Source organism: Bradyrhizobium sp. MV1.5 (assembly GCF_055807615.1).
Genome location: NZ_JBVVPL010000002.1, coordinates 160,843 through 184,459 on the forward strand (window position 1 = coordinate 160,843; position 23,617 = coordinate 184,459).

20 protein-coding genes and 1 pseudogene are annotated in these 23,617 nt (G+C 64.6%); 13 read left to right on the forward strand and 8 right to left on the reverse strand.

Annotated elements, in window-relative coordinates; all coding sequences use genetic code 11:
• Positions 1-235: 235 nt before the first annotated feature.
• Both AC0L2J_RS02815 and rplI read left to right on the forward strand, forming a co-directional pair.
• Positions 236-1,213, forward strand: coding sequence for a hypothetical protein (locus AC0L2J_RS02815; RefSeq protein ID WP_473387062.1), 978 nt, complete (start codon positions 236-238; stop codon positions 1,211-1,213).
• Between the two features lie 63 nt (positions 1,214-1,276).
• On the forward strand, positions 1,277-1,882 hold the full coding sequence (gene rplI, locus AC0L2J_RS02820) for a 50S ribosomal protein L9 (protein WP_007609316.1): 606 nt from the start codon (positions 1,277-1,279) through the stop codon (positions 1,880-1,882).
• 37 nt (positions 1,883-1,919) lie between these two features.
• Here rplI and AC0L2J_RS02825 read toward each other — a convergent pair.
• Positions 1,920-2,133 (reverse strand): annotated as a pseudogene (locus AC0L2J_RS02825) (hotdog family protein); the annotation flags it as partial.
• Between the two features lie 55 nt (positions 2,134-2,188).
• Positions 2,189-3,223, reverse strand: coding sequence for a hypothetical protein (locus tag AC0L2J_RS02830; RefSeq protein ID WP_007609315.1), 1,035 nt, complete (start codon positions 3,221-3,223; stop codon positions 2,189-2,191).
• 281 nt (positions 3,224-3,504) lie between these two features.
• Between AC0L2J_RS02830 and AC0L2J_RS02835 the strand changes: the two genes are divergently transcribed.
• The 3 genes from AC0L2J_RS02835 to alr all read left to right on the forward strand — a co-directional run bounded on the left by AC0L2J_RS02835 (position 3,505) and on the right by alr (position 8,352).
• A complete protein-coding gene (locus tag AC0L2J_RS02835) occupies positions 3,505-4,755 on the forward strand; it encodes a class I SAM-dependent methyltransferase (RefSeq protein WP_473387066.1) in 1,251 nt (416 codons plus the stop codon).
• A gap of 756 nt (positions 4,756-5,511) precedes the next feature.
• Complete coding sequence (locus tag AC0L2J_RS02840; RefSeq protein WP_007592031.1) at positions 5,512-7,020, forward strand: replicative DNA helicase; 1,509 nt, start codon at positions 5,512-5,514, stop codon at positions 7,018-7,020.
• A gap of 51 nt (positions 7,021-7,071) precedes the next feature.
• Positions 7,072-8,352: an alanine racemase gene (alr, locus tag AC0L2J_RS02845; RefSeq protein WP_473387232.1), complete on the forward strand. Its 1,281-nt coding sequence runs from the start codon at positions 7,072-7,074 to the stop codon at positions 8,350-8,352.
• A gap of 12 nt (positions 8,353-8,364) precedes the next feature.
• Here the strand turns inward: alr and AC0L2J_RS02850 are convergent, their stop codons facing one another.
• Positions 8,365-8,583, reverse strand: a complete 219-nt coding sequence (locus tag AC0L2J_RS02850; protein WP_063992716.1) for a hypothetical protein — start codon at positions 8,581-8,583, stop codon at positions 8,365-8,367.
• Positions 8,584-8,623: 40 nt separating this feature from the next.
• On the opposite strand from AC0L2J_RS02850, the gene AC0L2J_RS02855 reads away from it, so the two are divergent.
• The gene (locus AC0L2J_RS02855; protein ID WP_473387067.1) at positions 8,624-9,394 is read left to right on the forward strand and encodes an exodeoxyribonuclease III; all 771 of its coding nucleotides are present in this window, start codon (positions 8,624-8,626) and stop codon (positions 9,392-9,394) included.
• Position 9,395: 1 nt separating this feature from the next.
• Here the strand turns inward: AC0L2J_RS02855 and AC0L2J_RS02860 are convergent, their stop codons facing one another.
• The 3 genes from AC0L2J_RS02860 to AC0L2J_RS02870 form a co-directional block, all read right to left on the reverse strand.
• Positions 9,396-10,211: a hypothetical protein gene (locus AC0L2J_RS02860; RefSeq protein WP_473387069.1), complete on the reverse strand. Its 816-nt coding sequence runs from the start codon at positions 10,209-10,211 to the stop codon at positions 9,396-9,398.
• A 98-nt stretch (positions 10,212-10,309) separates the two neighbouring features.
• Complete coding sequence (locus tag AC0L2J_RS02865) at positions 10,310-10,678, reverse strand: GFA family protein (RefSeq protein ID WP_007609295.1); 369 nt, start codon at positions 10,676-10,678, stop codon at positions 10,310-10,312.
• 319 nt (positions 10,679-10,997) lie between these two features.
• The gene (locus AC0L2J_RS02870) at positions 10,998-11,870 is read right to left on the reverse strand and encodes a L,D-transpeptidase (RefSeq protein WP_473387071.1); all 873 of its coding nucleotides are present in this window, start codon (positions 11,868-11,870) and stop codon (positions 10,998-11,000) included.
• Between the two features lie 196 nt (positions 11,871-12,066).
• On the opposite strand from AC0L2J_RS02870, the gene AC0L2J_RS02875 reads away from it, so the two are divergent.
• On the forward strand, positions 12,067-12,792 hold the full coding sequence (locus tag AC0L2J_RS02875) for a sulfite exporter TauE/SafE family protein (RefSeq protein WP_473387073.1): 726 nt from the start codon (positions 12,067-12,069) through the stop codon (positions 12,790-12,792).
• Between the two features lie 11 nt (positions 12,793-12,803).
• On the opposite strand, the gene AC0L2J_RS02880 is transcribed toward AC0L2J_RS02875, so the two are convergent.
• Positions 12,804-14,873 (reverse strand): putative bifunctional diguanylate cyclase/phosphodiesterase, encoded by a 2,070-nt coding sequence (locus AC0L2J_RS02880; protein WP_473387075.1) that lies wholly within the window; start codon positions 14,871-14,873, stop codon positions 12,804-12,806.
• The gene (locus tag AC0L2J_RS02885; RefSeq protein WP_063992721.1) at positions 14,873-16,027 is read right to left on the reverse strand and encodes an ABC transporter substrate-binding protein; all 1,155 of its coding nucleotides are present in this window, start codon (positions 16,025-16,027) and stop codon (positions 14,873-14,875) included. Before AC0L2J_RS02885 ends, AC0L2J_RS02880 begins: the two co-directional genes overlap by 1 nt.
• Before the next feature lie 221 nt (positions 16,028-16,248).
• Between AC0L2J_RS02885 and radA the strand changes: the two genes are divergently transcribed.
• From radA to AC0L2J_RS02915, 6 genes are all read left to right on the forward strand, one after another.
• Positions 16,249-17,694, forward strand: coding sequence for a DNA repair protein RadA (radA, locus tag AC0L2J_RS02890; RefSeq protein WP_007592053.1), 1,446 nt, complete (start codon positions 16,249-16,251; stop codon positions 17,692-17,694).
• 165 nt (positions 17,695-17,859) lie between these two features.
• On the forward strand, positions 17,860-18,489 hold the full coding sequence (locus AC0L2J_RS02895; RefSeq protein ID WP_007592055.1) for a CvpA family protein: 630 nt from the start codon (positions 17,860-17,862) through the stop codon (positions 18,487-18,489).
• 28 nt (positions 18,490-18,517) lie between these two features.
• Positions 18,518-20,023, forward strand: coding sequence for an amidophosphoribosyltransferase (purF, locus tag AC0L2J_RS02900; protein ID WP_007609288.1), 1,506 nt, complete (start codon positions 18,518-18,520; stop codon positions 20,021-20,023).
• Between the two features lie 162 nt (positions 20,024-20,185).
• Complete coding sequence (locus tag AC0L2J_RS02905) at positions 20,186-20,926, forward strand: SDR family NAD(P)-dependent oxidoreductase (RefSeq protein WP_473387077.1); 741 nt, start codon at positions 20,186-20,188, stop codon at positions 20,924-20,926.
• 78 nt (positions 20,927-21,004) lie between these two features.
• Positions 21,005-22,153 (forward strand): NHL repeat-containing protein, encoded by a 1,149-nt coding sequence (locus AC0L2J_RS02910; RefSeq protein WP_473387079.1) that lies wholly within the window; start codon positions 21,005-21,007, stop codon positions 22,151-22,153.
• Positions 22,154-22,321: 168 nt separating this feature from the next.
• Positions 22,322-23,548, forward strand: coding sequence for an ABC transporter substrate-binding protein (locus AC0L2J_RS02915; RefSeq protein WP_007609280.1), 1,227 nt, complete (start codon positions 22,322-22,324; stop codon positions 23,546-23,548).
• Positions 23,549-23,617: the final 69 nt, after the last annotated feature.

Here is a 23,617-nt window from a genome sequence, read left to right on the forward strand (position 1 = left end):
GACCTGATGATGATCGACCGCGACACGGTCGCGGTGCGGTTAACGGTCTTTGCGAATTTTGGCGGGGGGGGGGTCGGGGGCGCGGCCCCCACCCGAAAGCCAACACCCCTTCGGGGCGGGGGGCCCACCGCGCCGCGGGCCGTACCACCTGGTTTCTCATAAGGCTTCCGGGTCGTCCGGTCGCCGATGGTTGGGGCGAGATGCCTCTAACCGCTCGAAGGGAGCGGGACAGCTGATGATGGCTTTTGGACTGATAGCCCTGATCGCCGGCGCCGCGTCGGCCCTGATGTTCGCCTCGATCATTTCGGGCGCGCTGATCTCGCTCGTCCTGTTCTATCTCGCACCGCTGCCGCTGATGGTCGCTTCGATCGGCTGGGGACCGCTTTGCGCGAGCCTCGGCGGCATCGCCGCCGCGGTTGGCCTCGGCGCGCTGTTCGGCCTGCCCTACTGCATTGCCTTCGCCGTCACCGTCGCATTGCCGGCCTGGTGGCTCGGCCATCTCGTCCTGCTCAGCCGGCAGGTCGGACCCGCCGCGCCGAAGCCCGCCGCCGAGCCGCCCACCGAGCCTGTGCTCGAGTGGTATCCGGTCGGCCGAATCCTGCTGTGGATCGCGGGCTTCGCCACACTGACCACGATCGCCGCGCTGCTCACGATCGGCACCGACGCCGAGACCATCACCGGCACGCTGCGCCGTGGCTTGATGCGCCTCCTCCGCGCCGCCGACCCGCAGAGCTCCGGCGAGACCGACCAATTCGTCGGCGCATTGGTGCGTATCTTGCCGGCCGGTGCCACCATCGTTGCGATGATGACGCTGACCCTCAACCTCTGGCTCAGCACCAAGGTCACAGCGACGTCGGGCCGGCTGCGGCGCCCCTGGCCGGACCTGATGACGGCGGAGCTGCCGCCGATGACGCTCGTGGCGCTCTGCATCGCGCTGGCGTTCTGCTTCACCGGCGGACTGCTTGCGATCGCGGCGCAAATTGCGACGGCTGCGCTGATGATGGGATATGCGCTGACCGGCTTTGCCGTGCTGCATACGCTGACGCTGGCGCTGAAGAGCCGCACCTTCTGGCTCGGCTCGACCTACGCCGTGGTGGTCGTGTTCGGATGGCCCGTCATCGCGATGGTGATCCTCGGCCTCGCCGATGCCGTGTTCGGCCTCCGCGAACGCTTCCTTCGTACGCGCCAGCCGCCGCCACTGCCGACCTCTTGAGTTCAAGTCCGAAAGTTCACGTTCGAAATTCCAACTCACTCAACACATCAAAGGAGAACGAATATGGAAGTTATTTTGCTGGAACGCGTCAACAAGCTCGGTCACATGGGCGAAGTCGTGAAGGTTCGCGACGGCTATGCCCGCAATTTCCTGCTCAAGCGCGGCAAGGCGCTGCGCGCCACCGCCGACAACCGTGCCAAGTACGACGGCATGAAGGCCGAGCTCGAGGCTCGCAACCTTGAGTCCAAGGGCGAGGCGTCGAAGGTCGCCGAGAAGATCCAGGGCAAGAACATCATCGTGATCCGTCAAGCTTCGGAGGCCGGCCAACTGTTCGGCTCGGTCAACGTGCGCGACATCGTCGTGGCGTTCGAAGCCGACGGTGTTTCGCTGTCGCGCCCGCAGGTTCAGCTCGACGCGCCGATCAAGACCATCGGCAAGCACACCATCACGGTCGCCATCCACCCCGAGGTCGAGGTCGAGATCAGCGTCACCGTGGCGCGCAGCCAGGACGAGGCCGAGCGCATCAACCGCGGCGAGGACATTTCGAGCCGGAACGAAGACCGGGATGCTGCGGCCGAAGCGATCGCAGCCGCCGGCGAGTTCTTCGACCCGGAAGCCCTGCAGGACGACGCCGAGCCGGCGCCGGCTGCGGAAGAGACCGAGAAGTAAGCCTCGCGCTCGCGCAGGCTTTCGCAGCCCGGTCGCCTCAGGCGGCCGGGCTTTTCGTTTTAGCGGCAACGTCCTCGCTCAGCATCGCGATCGAGGCGAGCGCCGTTGCCGTATGCTTCTCGACGCCGTCGCCGACGCAGAAAACGTCGGCTGCGACCACGGAGACCTGACGCCCCGGCTTGATCACCCTCGCCCGGCAAATCGGCTTCTCGCCGGCCGCGGGCGACAACAAGATTGAGCTTGTATTCCAAGACGACGAAAGCCGCGCCAGAGCGCGGCCTTCGCGTGACTAAAAAATGTGGTCGCTTATCGCGAAATCGGCGGCGCCGGCGGACCGGACGATTCGGCAGGCGCCGGCGGGGCCGCAGCGGTCGCGGGCGGCGCCGGATCCTGCGACTTCGCTGGCGGTTCGGACCTCGCGGCGGGCTTGGGAGCAGCCTCTTCCGCCGCCTTGGGCGCAGCTGGCTCGGGAGGCTTCGCGGCGGACGGTGCGGCCGGCGTTACCTGCGGCACCGGATCGGGCCGCAACGTCGGAGCTTCGCTGCCGCGCGGCTCCACCTTGGCGCTTTCCGGCTTGGCCTCGGCGGGCTTCTCGGACGGCTTACCGCCTTCAGATTTGCTGCCGTCGGATTTTGCCTCGCCGGAATCCACCTTCGCAGTCTCGGGTTTTGTCTCGGGCTTTATTTCGGGCTTGGACTCGACCTTCGGCTCGCTCTTCTTGTCGTCTGCTGTCGGCGCCGCGGCATCGACCTTCGGCGCCTCATCACTTCCGGGCTTGCCGCGCTTGCCGAGACGCTTGGCCTTGCGCCCTTCGGGTGCGGCCTGGCCCTCGGGCTTCGCGCCTTCCTTCGTTCCTTCTTCGGCCGGCCGCGCGGCGCGCTTCTGACGCGCGCCCTCGGCCGCGGGAGCGGCACCCTCGCCTTCCGGCTTGGCGGATTCCTGGGAACGTTGCCGGCGGCCCTGATGTTCAGGGGACTGCGCGGGACTGGTATTGGCTTCCTTGTCCTTGGCGCCGTCCTTCCTGTCCTTGCCGTCCTTATGGCCGTCCTTCGCCTGGTAGCGGGTGTCGGTGGCCCCGTTGGAGACGAGGTACGAGGCAAGCACGCCGGCCATGTCGGGGCTGGTCGTATAATGCTGACGCAGAAAGCCTGGCAGCGAGCCCGGCGCCACCGTCTTCAACAGGCCGCGCGGGCTCTTGTGACATGCATTGCAGGTCTGCGCGAAAAGCTGGGATGGGGCCTTGCCGGCCTCGAGGTTCGTCGCCTGCGCGAGAACGGTATCGGTCGCGCCGAAGCCGATCAGAAGCAAGATCGTCGCGAGGCTGAGCGCTCGGCTCGACATTCCCATCATCTCCATTGAATTCCGAGAGGTGCAGCCGGCAGGCGGCGCCGCGGCGGGTCACCTTTTATCCGATTGAGCCGCGAATGGAAGCAGGCTGCGCGCGCAAGGATGTGATTAAGCGGTTTTGGAATATCCGCTTTGAGCACAGCGCAATAGCGGGCCCGGGCCACCTCCTTAGATCTAGATGCAAACGCATAGGAACCGCTGAGATGCCCGGGCGTAGGGTGTGAAAGGCCGGGTTAGTCGCATCTCTTCGGGTTCGCTCGAGAGGATGGGTGCCGATGGATCGATTGTTGCGTCAATTCCTGTCTCAATTCATCCGCCGCGGGTCGATGACGGTGACCACGGCGAAGGGCTCGAAGTTCACCGTCGGCGACGGCTCGGGCGAACCGGTCGCAGTCCGCTTCGTCACCGCGGACGCAGAGCGGAAGATCCTCGTCAATCCCGAGCTCGGGCTTGGCGAGGCCTACATGGACGGCGAGTTCGTCGTTGAGCACGGCACCATAGCTGATGCCCTCGCGATCCTGCTCGATCAACCCGACCTATTGCCGCACTGGGCAAAACCCTGGTGGCACCTGCGCTATCTGGTGCGGCACCTGAAGCAGTTCAATCCGCGCCCGCGATCCCGTAGCAACGTCGCACACCATTACGATCTCGATGCAAGGCTCTATTCGCTCTTCCTCGACGCCGACAAGCAATACAGCTGCGCCTATTTCGAGACGCCGGAGAGCACGCTCGACGATGCACAGCTCGCCAAGAAACGGCACATTGCCGCAAAGCTGCTCGTCAAGAGCGGCCAGCGCGTCCTCGACATCGGCTCGGGCTGGGGCGGACTTGGGCTCTATCTCGCCGAGATCGCAGGTGCTGACGTCACCGGCATCACGTTGTCGACCGAGCAATTGCAGATCGCCAATGCGCGCGCAGCCGAAAAGGGCCTGACCGGATCGGCCAAATTCCTGCTTCAGGATTATCGCGACATCGCCGGTCCGTTCGACCGCGTCGTCTCAGTCGGCATGTTGGAGCATGTCGGCGCCCGCTTCTACGACACTTACTTCCAGCGCTGCGCCGAGCTGTTGGACAAGGACGGCGTCATGCTGCTGCACTCGATCGGCCGTTCGCAGGGCCCGGACTCCACCAATCCCTGGATCGCCAAATACATCTTTCCCGGCGGCTACATCCCCGCTCTCTCGGAGGTGCTGCCGGCGATCGAGCGCGCGGGCCTGCTGGTCTGCGACATCGAGATTCTGCGCCTGCATTACGCCGAAACGCTCAAGGCATGGCGCGAACGCTTCATGGCGCGACGCGAAGAAGCCGTGCAGCTGTATGACGAGCGCTTCGCGCTGATGTGGGAATTCTATCTGGCAGCCAGCGAGATGACGTTCCGGAAGCAGGATATGATGAACTTCCAGATTCAACTCACCCGCCGTCAGGGCGTCGTGCCGATGACGCGCAACTACATCACGCGTGAAGAAGCCCGGCTGCGGGCCGTCGAAGCCGGCGCCACGCCGAGACTGAAGTTGGCTGGTGAATAAGGCCTAGTGGCGCAGGGTCGAAACCGGAGCGGAAGGGTAAAAGGCCGTTAAGGCCAATTGCATCCGCAACGCCTTCAGGATTTCGGGGGCGACAGGTTCCCGACGCACTTCCGGCCGTTCAGCGTGCTCCATGGCCGCGATCAGCCCCGACAGCCAAAGCCGGCTGCCTGCTTCGCTTCGCCAATTCCGGGGCCGCCGTTCTGGCCGCATCGCTTGCCTCGTTCCCTGGTGGCAGATCGGGAGACAACCCCCCGCCCGCTAGCCTGTTCCGGCTGGACCCCGAAAGAATCCGGGGAGATGTGATCTGCTTCACATAAGTCTCGTCGGCCCTGGCTTAGACCGTCGCCATGAGCAACGAGACCAAAACCTCATTCGACGTGCAGGACGACCTCCGCACCGATTACGCCCTGATCGCTACCGGCGTCGGGGCGGCCCTGGTTGCGCTGGTTTACCTCCTGTTGGTCTGAACCGAGCCAAAAGCGCCTAGCCGTGCGTCATTCGCGCGCGTCTCGATAGGTCTGCCCGGCAACCCATCAGGTTCACTTCATCCGGCGTTTTCCGTGGCGCGGCAGCGGCCGCTTCCAGGCCGCGACCTGGTTCCACGAAAATCCGTCAAGCGCGGCGCGGGCTGCGGCGAACAATCATCCACCATTTTAATGATCGGTTGATAGCGGCGAGCTTTCGCTTCCGCTTTGGCCAGAGGCGGCGCTTTATCCCGGCCCCGCATCCGCCCCAGAAAATTGCTATCGCTCGACCATGGCCCTGACTGATTCGAACGTTCTCAAACTCGCGCCCGAAGCCGGAACTCCCGCCTATCGGAGCGCGCCGCATAATATTGAAGCGGAACAGAGCCTTCTGGGCGCGATCCTGGTCAACAACGACGCGTTTTACCGCGTCTCCGACTTCCTGGAGCCGAAGCATTATTTCGAGCCGCTGCACCAGACCATCTTCGAGACCGCCTCAAGCCTGATCCGGATGGGCAAGATCGCGACGCCCGTCACGCTGAAGACCTTCCTGCCCGCCGACACCGATATCGGCGGCATGACCATCGGACAATATCTGGCGCGCCTCGCCGCCGAAGCGACCACGATCATCAATGCGCAGGATTATGGGCGCACCATCTACGATCTGGCATTGCGACGCGACCTGATCGGCATCGGCGAGGACATGGTCAATGTCGCCTATGACGCCCCGGTCGACTTCGCGCCGCGGGCGCAGATCGAGGACGCCGAGCGCCGCCTCTACGAACTCGCCGAATCCGGCCGCTATGACGGAGGCTTCCAGAAATTCTCGCAGGCGCTGACGCTTGCGGTCGATCTGGCCGCGAAAGCGTTCCAGCGCGACGGAAAGCTGTCGGGCATCTCGACGGGCCTGCGCGACCTCGACACCAAGATGGGCGGATTGCAGCACTCCGACCTCATCATCGTCGCCGGCCGCCCCGGCATGGGCAAGACGTCGCTCGCAACCAACATCGCCTACAATGTCGCCCGGGCCTATGTCGGTGAACTCCAGGCCGACGGCACCATGAAGGCCGCCCATGGCGGCGTCATCGGCTTCTTCTCCTGCGAAATGTCGGCCGACCAGCTCGCCACGCGTATCGTGGCCGAGCGCACCGGCATCCCCTCCTCGTCGATCCGCCGCGGCGGCATCTCGGAGGCCGATTTCGAGAAGATCCGCGAGGTCTCGATCGAGCTGCAGTCTCTGCCCTTCTATGTCGACGAGACCGGCGGTCTCTCGATTGCGCAGCTGATGGCGCGCGCCCGCCGGCTGAAGCGGCAGAAGGGCCTCGACCTCATCGTCATCGACTACATCCAGCTCTTGTCGGGTTCGGGCAAGCGCAGCGAAAACCGCGTGCAGGAAATCACCGAGATCACGACCAGTTTGAAGGCGCTCGCCAAGGAACTGAGCGTGCCCGTGATTGCGCTCTCGCAGCTCTCGCGCCAGGTCGAGTCGCGCGACGACAAGCGGCCGCAGCTCTCGGATTTGCGCGAATCGGGCTCGATCGAGCAGGACGCCGACGTCGTGCTGTTCGTCTACCGCGAGGAATATTACCTCGGAAACAAGGAGCCGCGCCCGGGCACACCGGAGCACGAAAAATGGCGCCTGGACATGGATCTTGCGCATGGCAAGGCCGAAGTCATCATCGGCAAGCAGCGCCACGGCCCGACCGGCACCGTCGATGTGGCCTTCGAAGCGTCGATCACACGGTTCGGCGATCTTGCGCCGGACAGCCAGGTGCCGGACCGCAGCGGCAACGACTACTGAGTTCCCTGGGTTGAACCCGACCGGCCTCTTGCGTAAAACGGCGCCATGACAATGGCGTCCGACCCGAAAATGATCCCGCAATCCGGCCTTCTCTCCGCGGAGGCCAATCAGGCTGCCGCGCTCGCGACCTTCGGCGGCGTGCTCACCGTCGATCTCGATGCCATCATCGCCAATTGGCGCAAGCTCGAGAAGACGGCGGTGCCGGCCGAATGCTCGGCAGTGATCAAGGCCGACGCCTATGGCTGCGGCGCCGAGCAGGTCGCGCGTGCCCTGAACAAGGCCGGCTGCAAGACCTTCTTCGTCGCTACCATCGAGGAAGCGCGCAAGGTGCGCGCGGCGGTGCCGGAGCCTGCGATCTACGTGCTCGGGGGCTATTTCCAGAACACCGGCGAACACTACGCCCAGATCAACTGCCGCCCGGTGATCGGCGATCTCAACGAGCTCGCCGAATGGGACGTGTTCTGTCGCCGCACCGGCTGGACCGGTGGCGCCGCCATCCACATCGACACCGGCATGAACCGGCTCGGCCTGACGCTTGCGGAAGCGCAGGCCATCATTCCCCGCATCAACGCCGGCGATCACGGCATCACGCTGGTGATGAGCCATCTGGTTTCGGCCGAGCAGCTCAACAGCCCGGTGAACGCCAAGCAACTCGCGGCCTTCCGCGGCATCGCCAGCGAATTCTCCGGCGTGCCGGCGGCGCTTGCCAATTCGTCCGGCGTCTTCCTCGGCGCGCCCTTCCAGTTCGACATGGTGCGGCCGGGCGCCGCGCTCTACGGCGTCAACCCGACGCCGGAGGCCGACAATCCGATGCAGCCGGTGGTCGATCTCAAGGCCCGCATCGTGCAGATCCGCAATGTCGAGCGCGGCGAGAGCGTCGGCTATGGCGGCACCTGGACCGCACGGCGGCCGACGAAACTCGCGATCATCGCGGTCGGTTATGCCGACGGCTATTTCCGCGCCGCAAGCTCCAATGACGGCACCCGAGGCGCCGAGGTCATCGTCGCCGGCAAGCGCTGCTCCGTCGCCGGCCGCGTTTCGATGGACCTGATCGCGATCGACATCACCGATCTGCCGCCGAACGCGGCGCGGCGCGGCCACATGGTGACGCTGCTCGGCGAGGGCATCAACGTCGACGAGCTCGCGCATCATTTCGGAACGATCGGCTACGAGGTACTGACCAGCCTCGGTCGCCGCTACGCCCGCATCTACAAGGGCGGGAATGTGATGGAGCCGCTGGCCAAGCCGGCTCCCGCGCAGGCGGTCGAGCAGCAGCCGCCTGCTCCGCCACCGATCGAGCAGCCCGCAAGCCCGCCGCCGCTGCCGGGCTGAGCGGCTCGCCGCCTACTTCTTTTTCCTGCTGTCCAGCGCCGTCTTGCAGGTTGCGCTGAGCTGATCGCGCTTGGCGTTGAGGCAGGCGACGATGCCGCCGCCCGGCGCAAGGCCGGCGCAGAATTTGTCATAGTCCGCCTTGCACGCGCCGCGCGGATCGGATGATTGTGCCGAGGCGACCCCGGAGAACGCAACGGCGACGGCGATAACGGCAAAGCTCAACTTGGACATTGTTTCTCCGGTAACGGAAGGCAGGAGCCGGTAGCTCTACATGAAGATCGCGACGTTCAACATCAACAACATCAATCGCCGCCTGCCCAATCTGTTGGCATGGATGCGAACCGCGAAGCCCGATGTCGTCGCACTTCAGGAGTTGAAGGCAAGTGATGGCGATTTTCCGGCGGCCGCGATCGAAAAGGCCGGTTACGGCGCAGTGTGGTGTGGACAGAAGACCTGGAACGGCGTCGCCATTCTGGCCCGCAATGCCGAGCCCATTCTCACCCGCGATCGCTTGCCGGGAAAGCCTGCCGATCACGAAGCCCGCTACATCGAGGCCGCGGTACGCGGTGTCATCGTCACCAGCATCTACCTGCCGAACGGCAATCCGCAGCCGGGCCCGAAATTCGACTACAAGCTCGACTGGTTCGCGCGGCTCAAGCGCCATGCCAGGACCTTGATCAAGCAGGACCTGCCCGTGGTGCTCGCCGGCGACTACAACGTTGCGCCTGATGAGATCGACATCTATCCGACCCGCTCGTGGGACAAGGATGCCTTGATCCAGCCGAAGAGCCGCGCGGCCTTTGCCTCGCTGGTGGCGCAAGGCTGGTGTGACGCGATCCGCGAACTGCACCCGGAGCAGCGCATCTACACCTTCTGGGACTACAAGCGAAACCGCTGGCCGCGCGATGCGGGCCTGCGGCTCGATCATCTCCTGCTCAGCCCTGCCCTCGTTTCACGCCTGGCAAAAGCCGGCGTGGACAAGAAGGTTCGCGGCGAGGAAGGCGCGAGCGACCACGCACCGGCGTGGGTCGTGCTGCGCTAGGTCAACGCCCGTAATAGTCCTGCGTCGTGTCCCACGCTGTTTTTTGCAGAAGCTCCACCGTCGGCGCATCCAGTCCCATCGTGTAGGAATTGCCGACCGGCGAGCGGCCGGTCAGCGCGGCGAACGTCACGCAGGTCGCCAGATACGTGCCCGCGGGGCTCGGGTGCCGCTTGTCCGGCGCATACAGATTGAGCTCCGGCTGCAGCTTGCGCACACGCGCAAAGGCAAGGCCTGCGGGGATCACCAATGCATCATTGGCATTGCCTGCGATCGTGTAGGCGTCGGCCAACGCTTCGGTCATTTCAGGCTTGTCAGCGTAAGCCCAGGACATGAACAGGACCGGCCGCATGCCATGGGCGCGGACGATCTCGCTGTCCTTCTTCACGAAGGTCGCGAATGCGTCCTTCAACTGCGGATGGATCGGGCACTGGCTGCAATCCATCATCACGACGGCGTCGTACTGCCTGCCCGGCTTGTTGAAAACGACGTTGTTCTGCTCGTCGAACGAATAGGCGCCGAGGCCGCCCGGCCGCAGCAGATTGTCCATGTCGTGCCAATCGAGGCCGGAGCCGCCGATCGTCGCCATGGTGTTGCGATAGGCCGCCTTGTTTTCGGGATACGCAGCCCGCTCCATGAAGGAGAGATGTCCGGGCATGCCGTTGTTGTAGTAGAAGAAGCTGTTGCCGACGAACAGCGTCGCCTTGGGGAAATCCGGTCCTGACGTGGTGACCTTGGGCTTGGTCTGCGCCTGCGCCTGGAAGCCGACTACAACGGCCAGCCACATCGCGAGCATCACTCGCGCGAAAAGACGCATCATCGGCTTCCTCCCTTTTTCTGTCGGGCCGGAAACAGATCAGCTTTTCAAGAATGCCTCAAGAGCACGGACGAGCAGCAGACATGCGCGCGAGCGCATGCTCACCACAAATTTTTGCCATCGATCATGGTCACCGGCACGGCCTCGAGATCAAACTCGTCGAACAGGCGCGCGTTGACGGCGACCCTCGGATTGTCGAAATCGGGCTTGCCGGTCGACCAGTCCGGCGACTCCGAATAGGTCCCGCAGCCGCAGCTTGCGCAGAAATGGTGTTTGACGGTGCGGCTGCCCCAGAGATAGGTCGCGACGTTCTCCGCGGGCGACAGCAGGCGAAACTGCGCCGGCGTGTAATAGGCCCACAAGGCGCCGCGCTTGGCGCAGAGGGAGCAGGTGCAACGGGTCACGCTCGAGGGCGCCTCCGTCACCTCGAACACCGTCTCACCGCAATGACAGCTTGCCTCGATCGGCATGACCCGCTCTCCGTTTGCCAGGAGATGGTCCTAGCCGGACCCTGCTGCCAACATGCTGTCAGCAGCGCGCAGCCGGCGTTGCCCCATGTGCTGCGAGCACCGACTTGCCGCGCCAACTCGACAAAACACGAAAAACAACCCCATGCACAGTAGCCGACCGCTGTCGAATCAATGGGTTACACATACCCCGAAACGCAGGTTTTCACCGGTCGAGACACTTCGCCCGACACGCAAACGGTGCGATGGGCCAGGAGCTGACCTCGTAGGCGCCTTGCATTGCCTCCTTGTCCTCAGTTGCAGGATGAAAACCGAGCACGCGTTACCGGGCCTCGGCGATCTTCGGTCCAGGTGACGGCATCTGCGCGTGAGTTGCCGAGGGCCGGCTCGACGGCGATGCCGGGTCCGGTAATCGGAAAGCGGCGTCGGCCGGCGCTCCCTGGGGTGGTCGGCGGGCAACGGTTGTCGGAAGCACGATCACTTTCGCGCCGACTTTCACGCGATCATAGAGGTCAACGACGTCCTCATTGGTCAGCCGGATACAGCCGGACGAGACCCGCTTCCCGATCGTATCGGGCTTGTTGGTGCCGTGAATTCGATATTCGGTGTCGCCCAGATACATCGCCCGAGCGCCAAGCGGGTTGCCGGGACCGCCTGCCATGAACCGCGGCAGATAAGGCTGACGCGAGACCATCTCAATAGGCGGATGCCAATCGGGCCATTCTGCCTTGCGAGCCACAGTCTGCTCACCGGACCATGTGAAACCTTCGCGGCCAACACCGATGCCATAGCGCAGTGCTTGCGCGTCGTTCAGAACGAAATAGAGGAATGTGTTCTTGGTATCGATGATCACCGTGCCCGGCGTCTGCCGGCTGGCGTAGTCAACCACCTGCCGAACGAATGCTCCAGGAACGTCAGCCGCCTTTGGTGGTTCGACCAGAGGCGCCGGGGCCGGAAGCGGAGCCGGGGCCGGCGTCGGTGCCGGAGCTGATGCATGAACCGGCGTTGCGACGTAAACCGGAGTTGACGACGCTTGAGCTTCGTGCGCGGACGGCTTTCGTGCCGGTTGCAGGTTCGTCGGCCGGGACAGCAAACCGTACCCCAATGCGCCAACGGCCACGGCGCCAATTGCAACTCTCGCGGCCATCGGGATTGCGAACGTCTCCGCCTTTCCGCGTTTGGCCCGCTTACCCATTACTCTTCCCCCAGGTCACTATGCTCACGAGAGGTACCCAGTAAGATTTAAGAAACTTCGAAGCGATTTCGCTCAGACTGGAACCATCGGCGATGGTTAACGCCGGCCTCTCGTTCGGCAAGACAGGGTTCCCTCGCCTCGCGAATCGCCCGCGCCGCTGGCCGCGGCTAAGCTCTCCCGATTCGTGGAGACCGTTTTGGCTTTCCTCTTCGTCCTCATCGTCGGCCTCGTCGCAGGCACCATTTCCGGCATCGTCGGCACGGGCTCGTCGATCATGCTGATGCCGGTGCTGGTCTATGCCTACGGGCCAAAGGAGGCGGTGCCGATCATGGCGGTGGCCGCCGTCATGGCCAATCTCTCACGAATCCTGGCCTGGTGGCGCGAGGTCGACTGGCGGGCCTGCACGGCTTATTCGGTGACAGGCATTCCGGCCGCCGTGCTCGGCGCGCGGACGCTGCTGGCCCTGCCCTCGCACGCCGTCGATCTCGCCATCGGCGTCTTCCTGATCGCGATGGTGCCGGTGCGGCACTGGCTGGCGCGGCACGATCTCAAGGCCAATCTCTGGCACCTGGCGATCGGCGGAGCCGTCATCGGTTACCTCACCGGCATCGTCGTCTCGACCGGCCCGCTCAGCGTCCCGTTATTCCTGTTCTACGGCTTGTCCCGGGGCGCTTTCCTCGCCACCGAAGCGGCTTCTTCGCTCGGGCTCTATGTCGCGAAATCCGTGACCTTCGAACGGTTCGGCGCCCTGACCGGCGATGTGTTCGTCAAGGGCCTCGTCGCTGGATCTTCGTTGATGGCGGGCGCCTTCATCGCCAAACGCTTCGTGCTGCGCCTGAAGCCCGAAATGTTTCGCGTGGTGATGGACGCGATCATGATCGCCGCCGGCCTCTCCATGCTGTGGAATGCGGCGCAGCCGTAGCCGCGCTGCGCTCAGACGGCAAATTCGGGCGCGATCGACGGGCTATCCTGGATGACGCGGCTGTGGTGGGCCGGCCGTCCCTCGAGCCATAGCAACACGGCTGCGAGGGGCTGCGGCCGATGATAGAGAAAGCCCTGGCCGAACCTCACGCCCATCTCGCGCATGGCCTGGGCCTGCTCGGCGCGCTCGATGCCTTCGGCCACCAAAGTGAGGCCCAGCGTGCCCGCGAGCGACGCAATGACGCCCACAATCGCCTTGTCTTCCGCACTATCGGGGATCTCGCTGATGAACGCCTTGTCGATCTTGACCTTGTCCAGCGGAAACCGCCTGAGATGGGCGAGTGAGCTGTAGCCCGTGCCGAAATCGTCGAGCGCGATGGTGGCGCCCAGGCGCCGCAGGCGGTGCAGTGTCTCGGATGCGCTGGCCATGTTGTTGATCAGCGATCCCTCGGTGATCTCGAGCTCCAGCAATGATGCCTCGACGTCGAAGCGTCCGCAGGTCGCGCGCAACTCGGCGGCGAACGAATGGTCGGCGAGCTCGGACGGCGGCAGATTGATCGCGATCCGGATCTGCGGCCTGCCGGCCGCAGCCAGTTGTTGCAGCGCGCGGCAGGCATCGGTGAGCACATAGCGCGTCAGCCGCGCATTGTTGCCGCTGCGCTCGATCAGCGGCAGGAATTCGCCCGGACCGATCACGCCATGTTCCGGATGGCGCCAGCGGATCAGCGCTTCCAGGCCGACGATGTCGTGGCTTTCGAGATCGACCTGGCTTTGATACCAGACCTCGAATTGCCTCTCGTCGAAGCCCGTGGGAATGGCAAGTTCGAGATCGCGGCGGCGGCGATAGTCGCGCTGAAGCGCTTCGTCGAGCACCGCGACCGTGCCAGGCGCCTTGGTCTTGGCATGGTAGAGCGCGATGTCGGCGAGCGCCGGCAGATGCGAAAGCTCGGGATCTCCGGCACGGCGCACGGCAAGGCCGATGCTGGCACGCGGCACGACCTGCTTGTCGTGAAGCCGGATCGGTTCGGAAATCGCATCCAGCAAGTGGCGCGCAAACCTCTGCGCGCTCTCCTCGTTGCTGACCTCGGGTCGGATGACGACGAATTCATCGCCGCCGAGCCGCGCCACCCAGTCTTGCGGTTCGACCGCACCACGAAGGCGCGCGGAAATGTGCACCAGGAACTTGTCGCCGGAATCATGGCCAAAGGTGTCGTTGATGCCCTTGAAGTCGTCGAGATCGATGAAGCAGAGCGCGATCAGCGCATCCGGCGAGCCGGCATCGTGGCTGAGGGTCGCGAGGTGCTCGGATAGCGAGCGGCGATTGGGCAGCCCCGTGAGCGGATCGTGTGCGGCCATGTGGCCGAGCCGGTCGAGCGCACCAGACGTCGTGTGCTGCATGGCGTTGAAGGCGTGCGCGAGCTGACCGAACTCGTTCGAGGATTTGACTTCCGCCGGATAGGCGCGGCCGTCCTGCTTGCTGCGCTGGATCGCGGACATCATTGCCGCCAGCGGCCTGCCGATGAAGATGTTGGCGGAGATCCGCATGGCGATCAGGGTCGCAAACGTTCCCAACAGGCCGACGACCAGCAGCAGCACCAGTCGGCTGCCCGCGTCCGCGTAGAGCGCCGCATGCGAATATACGATCGCGATGCGGCCTGCCTGCACCGCCATGTTGCCGTTGCTGTAGTTGATCGGACGCGAGACCTCCGTCACCGCCTGCCCCGCAGGGCGCGCCAGCACGCGGGCAATCGCGATACCGGTATCATCGTAAACGGCCGCCGCGGCGATGCTCTCGTCGTGCATGATCTCGTTGAGCACGCTCGTGACCTGGTCGTAACGCATCTTCCAGAGCGGTTCGGCGATCAGCTCGGCGCGGCTCTCGGCGACGCGGGCAATGCGGGCGTCGAGCTGCCTGATCTGCGACCAGAAGCTTGAGGCCTCGACGCCGGCGGAGGCGAGCAATTGTACCAGCAACAGAACAGGTACGGTGGCCCAGATCATTGCGCGGACGACCGAGCGCAAGCGCGGCGGCGCCACCTGCTGCCTGCGATCCGGACCGGTCATATCGTCACCGTTTCGCATCAGTCGGCAGCGCCTTCCACAGGGGTCAGCGACGAGATGAGCGCATCGACGGAGAAGTCGTACTGGCCGCAGTGCCCTGCCTTGGCCTTGAAGCGCGCGAAATCGATCCGGTCGAAGGCACGCGTGGTGATGAGGTCGCCGACCGCAGCGAGGTTGTCGCGCGTGATCGCGGAGGTCTTGACCTCGATGCGGGGTGATACGGCCGCGAAATCGCAGCCATCGGCGTAGTCGCGCAAGAGAACGATCGACCAGCCGCCGAGCAGGAAATGCCCGCCGTCGGTCAGGAGCAGGCGGCCCGCCTTGATCTCGCGCAGCGCATCCTCCGACCAGTTGAGGCCGACCAGCTGGATGTTCCGCCCGGGCGTGAGGCCGGCAGCGCTCACCGCGCGAAGCGCACCGAGCGCCATCGGATCGTTTCCGGCCCATATGCCCGCAGGCCGGATCTCCTTGCGTGCGGCCCAGCTCAGATAATTCGTGGTGACATGCTCGGCCTCCGACCGCGTCCAGTTGGCGAACAGCATCCGATCCACCACGACGTCGGGCGCGGCGTCCACCGCGAGCTTGAGACCCGCGTTGCGGGCGATCGAGGCCGGCGTGATCTCGTCCCCACCGATGCCGAGAATGTGGATCTTGCCGTCCGGGCTCTGCCATTTCTCGGCACGCGCCGCGTCGATCAGGGCATTGGCCATCCGCGCGCCCGCGGTCTGAAGATCCGTCGTGATGTCGCCAAGCCAGGTCTTGAGTTTTTGGCGCGGCGGTCCAAGACGCGCCGCATCGTCGCCGATCAACGTGTTCGAGAGCAGCAGCGTCTTGACCCCGGCGGCCTCGGCCGCCTCCATGATCGGGACGGCTGCGGATTCCTCATTCGAGAGAATGAGGAAGTCGGGCTTGTCGCTGCGTGCCACCACGCCGAACCCGAGCTCCTGCATGGTGCGGTAATTGCGCTCGCTGGTCAGCACCTCGACATGCGCGCCGAGCTTGCGGCCGGCGGCCTGCATGGTCAGCGAAACCATGTCCCAATAGACCTCGCCGGTCTTGCCCGGGTTGACGAAGACGACGTTGAGACGCTTCGCGTCGGCCGCACTAGCGCCAGGCGGCATGAGAAAGCCGCAGACGACCCCCACAGCAAGCAATATCCGCAAAAGTCCCGTCATTCGTTTCGCCATCCCGTATTGGTTCCGAAGCTGGACCCGCGTCCGCTAACATTTGGCAAAGTCCGGCCTGTTGCGGCGGCATACAGCTAACAAAGGGTGTATCCGGCGTACCGAATTGCGATATTCGAGGTGCGCCCGGACTCACTCTCTTGACCCGTCATTCCGTGCTATCAGCAAACCTGAAACCCTCGACTCGCTGTCCCCGGGCGCTCGCTGTCCTCATGGCCAAAAACACACTTTCCTTCGTCTGCCAGAACTGCGGCGCGGCCTATAACCGCTGGCAGGGCAAGTGCGAGTCCTGCGGCGAGTGGAATACGCTCGCGGAGGAGGACACGACCGGCAGCGTGCCGGTGTCGATCCGCTCCAAGCGCAAGGGGCGGACGTTCGCGCTGGAGAGCCTGTCCGGAAAAACCCAGGACGCCCCGCGCCTGTCCTCGGGCATGACCGAGCTCGACCGCGTGACCGGCGGCGGCTTTGTCCGCGGCTCGGTGCTTCTGGTCGGCGGCGATCCCGGCATCGGCAAGTCGACGCTGCTGACGCAGGCCACAAGCCTGCTCGCGCGCGCCGGGCACCGCGTCGTCTATATCTCCGGCGAAGAGGCGGTCGCGCAGGTTCGGTTGCGCGCCGAGCGGCTCGGGCTGTCGGACGCGCCGGTGCAGCTCGCAGCCGAAACGTCGGTCGAGGACATCGTCTCGACGCTGTCCGAGGGCGCGGTGCCCCGGCTGATCGTGATCGATTCGATCCAGACCATGTGGACCGACACGGTGGAATCGGCGCCCGGCACGGTGACGCAGGTGCGCGCCTCGGCGCAGGCCCTGATCCGTTTTGCCAAAAGGACCGGCGCGGCCATCATCCTGGTCGGCCATGTCACCAAGGACGGCCAGATCGCAGGCCCTCGCGTGGTCGAGCACATGGTCGATGCGGTGCTGTCGTTCGAGGGCGAAGGCTCGCAGCAATTCCGCATCCTGCGTGCCGTGAAGAATCGTTTCGGGCCGACCGACGAGATCGGCGTGTTCGAGATGACCGGGCTTGGCCTGCGCGAAGTCACCAATCCCTCCGAGCTGTTTTTGTCGGAGCGCGATCTCGGCACGCCCGGCACCGCAGTCTTCGCGGGCATCGAAGGCACAAGGCCCGTTCTGGTCGAATTGCAGGCGCTGGTGGCGCCGACCTCGCTCGGCACCCCGCGACGGGCCGTGGTCGGTTGGGATCCGAGCCGGCTTTCGATGGTGCTGGCGGTGCTGGAGGCCCATTGCGGCGTCAAGCTGTCCGGCCACGACGTCTATCTGAACGTCGCCGGCGGCCTGCGCATCCACGAGCCCGCGGCTGATCTGGCCGCCGCGGCGGCGCTGGTGTCTTCCCTGGTTAATGCGCAGTTACCCACCGATGCGGTCTATTTCGGCGAGATCTCGCTGTCCGGCGTGGTGCGCCCGGTGGCGCAGACCCCGGCCCGGCTGAAAGAAGCGGCAAAACTCGGCTTTCAGCGTGCCGTGCTGCCCGAATCGGCCCGGGGCGAAGCCGCCGGCGATGCCGGCCTGTCGCTGAACGCGATCAACAGCCTGACGACACTGGTCGCCGAGATCGCCGCGCGCGGCTCCCGGCGGGGCGACTCGAGCGCGCCGGCAGAGAAAAATGCCACACCGGCAAGATTCCGCCGTGGAGAGGGTTAGCCGGTGGTGACGTCCCCCGCCCCCGCCGCTATACAGCCGTCACAAAAGCAGCATGGGATTGCGTGGTTGCGGCCTTGCCGGGAACGTCGTCTGGCCCTCACTTAGGGCGGCGGCCAAGCACCGATTCGCTGAGCACCTTGAAGTACGAGCGGACCAGACCAGCCGATGCCAGTAACCATCCTCGACCTGATCCTGCTCGGTGTGATGCTGATTTCGGGCCTGCTCGCCATGGTTCGCGGCTTCATGCGCGAAATCCTGTCGATCGCGGCCTGGGGCACGGCGGCGATCGTCACCCTTTATTCATTCTCGAAGCTGCTGCCGACCGCAAAGACCTATTTCAACAACGATACCGTCGCGAGCGTGGTCGTGGTCGCGGGCGTGTTCGTGGGCACCCTGGTCGTGGTCTCCGTGATCACGGTGCGGATCTCCGACATGATCCTGGATTCGCGCATTGGCGCGCTGGACCGCACCCTCGGCTTTCTGTTCGGGCTGGCGCGCGGGCTTTTGATCGTCGTGGTCGCCTTCCTGTTCTTCACCTGGCTGGTGCCGGACAAGCAGCGCCCGGACTGGGTCACAGGGGCCAAATCCCGCGTGGTGCTGCAGGGAACCGGGGATTGGCTGATGGCCCTCTTGCCTGATGACCCCGAGAACACCATCTTGAAGAGATTCAAGAAAAACAAACCAGATGAAGAGCAAACTGATTCCGAGCAGCAGCCTTCGGGCAGTGGCGACGGATACAGCAAACCGGCTCGTGACAGCCTTAAAAAGCTGATCGAGAAACCCGCGGCGCGTTGATAAGCCCTTAACGAGAGGCTCGGACGAGATGCGAAATCCTGACCAGGACGCCCTACTTGATCTCGGCCCGGCCGCGCTGGAACTTCAAGACGATCTGGAGGGGGATACGCTGCGCGAGGAATGCGGCGTCTTCGGCATCTACGGCCATCCCGATGCCGCCGCCATCACGGCGCTCGGCCTCCACGCCCTTCAGCACCGTGGCCAGGAAGCCGCCGGCATCGTCTCCTATGACGGCGGCCGCTTTCATTCCGAACGCCGCCTCGGCCTCGTCGGCGACACCTTCTCCCGCCGCGAGGTGATCGACCGCCTGCCCGGCACAATGGCAGTCGGCCATGTCCGCTATTCCACCACCGGCGCGACCATCCTGCGCAACGTGCAGCCGCTGTTCGCCGAACTGAATGCCGGCGGCCTTGCGGTCGCCCACAACGGCAACCTCACCAACGGCCTGACGCTGCGCCGCGAGCTCGTGAAGAACGGCGCGATGATGCAGTCGACCACCGACACCGAAGTGATCCTGCATTTGGTCGCGCGCTCCAGGCGCAGCCGCTTCATCGAACGCTATATCGACGCGCTACGCGAGATCGAGGGCGCCTATGCGCTGGTGTCGCTGACCAACAAGAAGCTGGTCGGCGCGCGCGATCCGCGCGGCATCCGTCCGCTGGTGCTCGGCGAGCTCGATGGTTGCCCGATCCTGACCTCCGAGACCTGCGCCCTCGACATCATCGGCGCGCGCTTCGTCCGCGACATCGAGCCCGGCGAGGTCATCGTGTTCGACGAGAACGGCCAGGACATTCACAAGCCGTTCCCGCCGATCGCACCGCGCCCCTGCATCTTCGAGTACATCTACTTCTCCCGTCCGGATTCCATCGTTCACGGCCGCTCGGTCTACGAGGTGCGCAAGGCCTTCGGTGCGCAGCTTGCGCGCGAGAGCCACGTGCCGGTCGACGTCGTGGTGCCGGTGCCGGATTCCGGCGTGCCCGCCGCAGTCGGCTACAGCCAGCATTCCGGCATCCCGTTCGAGCTCGGCATCATCCGCAACCACTATGTCGGCCGCACCTTCATCCAGCCGACGCAGGCGATCCGCGAATCCGGCGTGCGCATGAAGCATTCGGCCAACCGCGCCGCGATCGAAGGCAAGCGCATCATCCTGATCGACGATTCGCTGGTGCGCGGCACCACCTCGAAGAAGATCGTGCGCATGATGCGCGATGCAGGCGCCAAGGAAGTGCATTTCCGCCTCGCCTCGCCGCCGATCCTCTATCCCGACTATTACGGCATCGACCTGCCGGACCGCGGCGGTCTTCTTGCGGCGACGCATTCGCTGGAAGAGATGCGCGAGATCATCGGCGCCGACTCACTCGCGTTCCTGTCGATCGACGGCATGTACCGTGCCATGGGCGAGCCCGGCCGCGACCCCGCCAATCCGAAATTCTCGGATCATTGCTTCACCGGGGCCTATCCGACCCATCTCACCGACCAGACCCAGACCGAGCAGCAGCCGCGGCAATTGTCGTTGCTGGCGGAGGCGAGCTAGGCTGTCGTCCTGGCCTAGTGCGCAATTGCGCACGGGAGCCAGGACCCATTACCACAAGCCTCTCTGGTTCGAAGAAGGTGTGACAATCATCTTCCCTAGCCATAAACGTCACGGCGTGTGGGTCCTGGCTTTCGCCAGGACGACGCTGGATAGAACCTTTCAATGACAAATCCCCTCGCCAACCGCATCGCTCTCGTCACCGGCGCCTCGCGCGGCATCGGTTTTGCCACAGCCAAGGTGCTGGCCAAGGCCGGCGCTCATATCGTCGCCGTGGCGCGTACGCAGGGCGGGCTGGAAGAGCTCGACGACGAGATCCGCAAGGACGGCGGCAGCGCCACGCTGGTGCCGCTCAACCTCACCGATTCCGACGGCATCGCGCGGCTGGGTGCCGGCCTGCATGAGCGTTACGGCAAGCTCGACATCCTCGTCGGCAATGCCGGCGTGCTCGGCCCCTCTTCGCCGATCGGCCATATCGAGCTGAAGGCCTTCACCGACGTGATGGCGGTCAACGTGTCCGCAAACTTCCAGCTGATCCGCTGCATGGAGCCGTTGCTGAAGCAGTCCGACGCCGGCCGCGCGGTGTTCGTCACTTCCGGCGCTGCCAACAAGGCCACCGCCTATGTCAGTCCCTACGCCGCCTCCAAGGCGGCGCTGGAAACGCTGGCGCGCGCCTGGGCGCAGGAGACAGCGAATACGAAGCTGCGCGTCAATTTGTTCAATCCCGGCCCCGTCCGCACCCGGATGCGTGCCACGCTGATGCCGGGCGAGGATCCGGCGACGCTCGATACTGCCGAGCAGGTCGCCGAATTCATCGTGCCGATGTGCGCGCCGGACTGGACCGAGACCGGCAAGTTCTACGACTACAAGACCCGCAGCCTGATGAGCTTCCGTTCGCCGGCCTGATTGACTTGACGGCCTCCCCGCGATTGACTGCCCGCGCTCAAGCGGCAGCAAGCCGCAAGCCAATAAAGGGAGGTTGCCATGGCGTCATGGCGGAATCGCGCAGGCTTTAAGCGTGCGCTCGCAGATGTCTCTCGCGTCCTCTCTGTCCTGATCGCGGCCGTGGCGTTTGCGCTTCCGGGCGCGGCGACCGCCGGCGATATCCCGACCTTCGCGGTCGATGCGTCGTGGCCAAAGCCGTTGCCGAACAACTGGATCCTCGGCCAGGTCGGCGGCATCACCGTCGACTGGCAGGGCCACATCTGGGTGATCCATCGGCCACGCTCCCTCACCGACGACGAGAAAGGTGCGAGCCTCACCCCGCCGCGTTCCAAGTGCTGCGTATCGGCACCGCCGGTGCTCGAATTCGACAGCGACGGCAATCTGCTGCGATCGTGGGGCGCCGCGGGCGAAGGCTATGAATGGGTCGGCCGCGAGCACGGCATCGAGGTCGACGAGCGCGGCTTCGTCTGGGTCGGCGGCAATGCCGACAATGACAACGCCATCCTGAAATTCACGCTCGACGGCAAGTTCGTCGCCCAGATCGGCAAGATCGCGCCGAGCCTCGGCAGCAACGACACGACGCAGCTCGGCAAGCCCGCCGAGACCGCGATCGACAAGGCCGCCAACGAAATCTACGTCGCCGACGGCTACGGCAATCGCCGCGTCATCGTATTCGACGCAACCACGCTCGCCTACAAGCGGCACTGGGGCGCCTACGGCAACAAGCCCGACGACACCAAGCAGGCGGCGTACGATCCCAAGGCGCCGGTGTCCCAGCAGTTCGGCAATCCGGTCCACTGCGTGAAGCTCGCCAATGACGGGCTCGTCTACGTCTGCGACCGCATCAACAACCGCATCCAGGTGTTCAAGACGGACGGCACCTTCGTGAAGGAGTTCTTCTTCGAGAAGAACACGCTCGGCAACGGCGCGGTGTGGGACATCGCGATCTGGCCCGATCCGAAGCAGACCTGGCTGCTCAGCGCCGACGGCGAGAACAACGAAATCAGGGTGGTCAGGCGCGAGGACGGCAGCGTGGTCGGCAGCTTCGGGCACAACGGCCGCAATGCCGGACAATTCCATTGGGTGCATGCCATGGCGATCGACGCCAAGGGTAACGTCTATACCGCCGAGGTCGACACCGGAAAGCGGATCCAGAAATTCAAGCTGACGTCGGACGCGCTGAAATAGCGTCTTGACGCATTTTGCCCAAAAGTTAACCGATGGATGACGCTACGACGCAGCTTCATCCGGCTTTAGGCGCATTGCCGCCGGCCGTGGGACACGGTAGAGCCATCAGCCGGAACAAGGCCCATTCAAGAGAGCCGTCCGCATGTTTGACAATGGAGGAAACCTTTTATGACGACGACGTTCGCGCGCCGCTCTGCGGCCCTTCTGGCCTGTGCCGCCTTCGGTTTTGCCACATCCGCCTTCGCCCAGGACAAGACCGTCAAGATCGGCGTGCTCAACGACATGTCCAGCCTCTATGCCGACATCGGCGGCCCGAACTCCGTGGTCGCGATCAAGATGGCGGTCGAGGATTCCGGCCTGCTCAAGAAGGGCTGGAAGATCGACGTCATCAGCGGCGACCATCAGAACAAGCCCGACGTCGGCGTCAACATTGCCCGTCAGTGGATCGACAACGACAAGGTCGATGCGATCGCGGACACGCCGAGCTCGGGCGTGGCGCTCGCGGTGAGCAACCTGGTCAAGGAGAAGAATGCGGTCCTGCTCAATTCGGGCGCCGCCACCGCGGACCTCACGGGTAAGGCCTGCACACCGAACACGATCTCCTATACCTACGACACCTACATGCTCGCCAACGGTACCGGCAAGGCGTTGACCAAGGCCGGCGGCGACAGCTGGTTCTTCCTCACCGCCGACTACGCATTCGGACATGCGTTGGAGCGCGATACCAGCGCCGTCGTCACCGCCAACGGCGGCAAGGTGCTCGGAGGCGTCAAGCATCCGCTCAACACGGCCGACTTCTCCTCCTTCCTGCTGCAGGCCCAGTCGTCGAAAGCGAAGATCGTCGGTCTCGCCAACGCCGGCGGCGACACCACCAACGCGATCAAGCAGGCCGCCGAGTTCGGCATTGTACAGGGCGGGCAGAAGCTCGCGGCGCTGCTGCTGTTCATCAATGACGTGCATTCTCTGGGTCTGAAGACCGCCCAGGGGCTGACCTTCACGGAATCCTTCTACTGGGACATGAACGACCAGACCCGCGCCTGGTCGAAGCGCTTCTCGGCGCTGGCCAACAAGAATGCGATGCCCTCCATGACGCAGGCCGGCAATTACGCGATGGTGCTGCATTATCTCAAGGCGATGGACGCGCTCGGCGGCAACCCGCATGACGGTGCCAAGGTCGTCGCCAAGATGAAGGAGCTTCCGACCGACGATCCGCTGTTCGGCAAGGGTCCGCTGCGCGCGGACGGGCGTCGTCTCATCCCGGCCTATCTGTTCGAGGTGAAGAAGCCCGAAGAATCGAAGGGACCGTGGGACTACTACAAGCAGATCGCCACGATCGCGGCGGAAGACGCCGCCAAGCCGCTCAAGGACAGCGAGTGCCCGCTGGTGAAGAAGTAAGAAGTCGCAGGGTGGGTTAGCTCTGCGGCTGCGCAAAGCGCAGTCCGCACGGCGTAACCCACCTCTTCT

Excerpts from the sequence above, each read along its gene's own strand:
- AC0L2J_RS02835 (WP_473387066.1), top strand. The coding sequence starts at position 3,505 with ATGGATCGATTGTTGCGTCAATTCCTGTCTCAATTCATCCGCCGCGGG.
- AC0L2J_RS02905 (WP_473387077.1), top strand. The coding sequence starts at position 20,186 with ATGACAAATCCCCTCGCCAACCGCATCGCTCTCGTCACCGGCGCCTCG.
- AC0L2J_RS02830 (WP_007609315.1), bottom strand. The coding sequence starts at position 3,223 with ATGTCGAGCCGAGCGCTCAGCCTCGCGACGATCTTGCTTCTGATCGGC.
- alr (WP_473387232.1), top strand. The coding sequence starts at position 7,072 with ATGGCGTCCGACCCGAAAATGATCCCGCAATCCGGCCTTCTCTCCGCG.
- purF (WP_007609288.1), top strand. The coding sequence starts at position 18,518 with ATGCGAAATCCTGACCAGGACGCCCTACTTGATCTCGGCCCGGCCGCG.
- AC0L2J_RS02840 (WP_007592031.1), top strand. The coding sequence starts at position 5,512 with ATGGCCCTGACTGATTCGAACGTTCTCAAACTCGCGCCCGAAGCCGGA.
- AC0L2J_RS02815 (WP_473387062.1), top strand. The coding sequence starts at position 236 with ATGATGGCTTTTGGACTGATAGCCCTGATCGCCGGCGCCGCGTCGGCC.
- radA (WP_007592053.1), top strand. The coding sequence starts at position 16,249 with ATGGCCAAAAACACACTTTCCTTCGTCTGCCAGAACTGCGGCGCGGCC.
- AC0L2J_RS02855 (WP_473387067.1), top strand. The coding sequence starts at position 8,624 with ATGAAGATCGCGACGTTCAACATCAACAACATCAATCGCCGCCTGCCC.
- AC0L2J_RS02850 (WP_063992716.1), bottom strand. The coding sequence starts at position 8,583 with ATGTCCAAGTTGAGCTTTGCCGTTATCGCCGTCGCCGTTGCGTTCTCC.
- AC0L2J_RS02865 (WP_007609295.1), bottom strand. The coding sequence starts at position 10,678 with ATGCCGATCGAGGCAAGCTGTCATTGCGGTGAGACGGTGTTCGAGGTG.
- AC0L2J_RS02895 (WP_007592055.1), top strand. The coding sequence starts at position 17,860 with ATGCCAGTAACCATCCTCGACCTGATCCTGCTCGGTGTGATGCTGATT.
- AC0L2J_RS02910 (WP_473387079.1), top strand. The coding sequence starts at position 21,005 with ATGGCGTCATGGCGGAATCGCGCAGGCTTTAAGCGTGCGCTCGCAGAT.
- AC0L2J_RS02915 (WP_007609280.1), top strand. The coding sequence starts at position 22,322 with ATGACGACGACGTTCGCGCGCCGCTCTGCGGCCCTTCTGGCCTGTGCC.
- AC0L2J_RS02885 (WP_063992721.1), bottom strand. The coding sequence starts at position 16,027 with ATGACGGGACTTTTGCGGATATTGCTTGCTGTGGGGGTCGTCTGCGGC.
- rplI (WP_007609316.1), top strand. The coding sequence starts at position 1,277 with ATGGAAGTTATTTTGCTGGAACGCGTCAACAAGCTCGGTCACATGGGC.
- AC0L2J_RS02880 (WP_473387075.1), bottom strand. The coding sequence starts at position 14,873 with ATGCGAAACGGTGACGATATGACCGGTCCGGATCGCAGGCAGCAGGTG.
- AC0L2J_RS02870 (WP_473387071.1), bottom strand. The coding sequence starts at position 11,870 with ATGGGTAAGCGGGCCAAACGCGGAAAGGCGGAGACGTTCGCAATCCCG.
- AC0L2J_RS02860 (WP_473387069.1), bottom strand. The coding sequence starts at position 10,211 with ATGATGCGTCTTTTCGCGCGAGTGATGCTCGCGATGTGGCTGGCCGTT.